The organism is Vibrio sp. T9 (assembly GCF_003123985.1).
Lineage (GTDB): Bacteria > Pseudomonadota > Gammaproteobacteria > Enterobacterales > Vibrionaceae > Vibrio > Vibrio diabolicus.
In genome coordinates this window covers 1-281 of record NZ_NIGY01000210.1, presented here as the reverse complement: position 1 = coordinate 281, position 281 = coordinate 1, and the positions used below count along the sequence as shown (strand labels likewise).

At 62.3% G+C, this 281-nt stretch carries 1 protein-coding gene; it reads right to left on the bottom strand.

From position 1 onward, the window contains the following. On the bottom strand, positions 1–281 hold a 281-nt coding region (locus CBX98_RS26125), incomplete at both ends, for a DUF1295 domain-containing protein (protein ID WP_146192951.1).

Here is a 281-nt window from a genome sequence, read left to right as displayed (position 1 = left end):
GCACGCCACTGACGAAGCGCAGGAACACGAACATCACTACCGGACCGCTCCACGCCAGCCACCACAGTGGTGAGCCGATCGCCAGAACCACATAGGCGAACCAGTGCAGCCATTCGAAGAAATAGTTCGGGTGGCGCGAGTAGCGCCACAGTCCCTTGCGGCAGGTCTTGCCCCGGTTGGCAGGGTTGGCGCGGAAAGCGCTCAGCTGTCGATCCGCGACAGATTCACCACCGACACTCACGAGCCAGATCACGATGGCCACGGCGATGCCTGAGAACGAG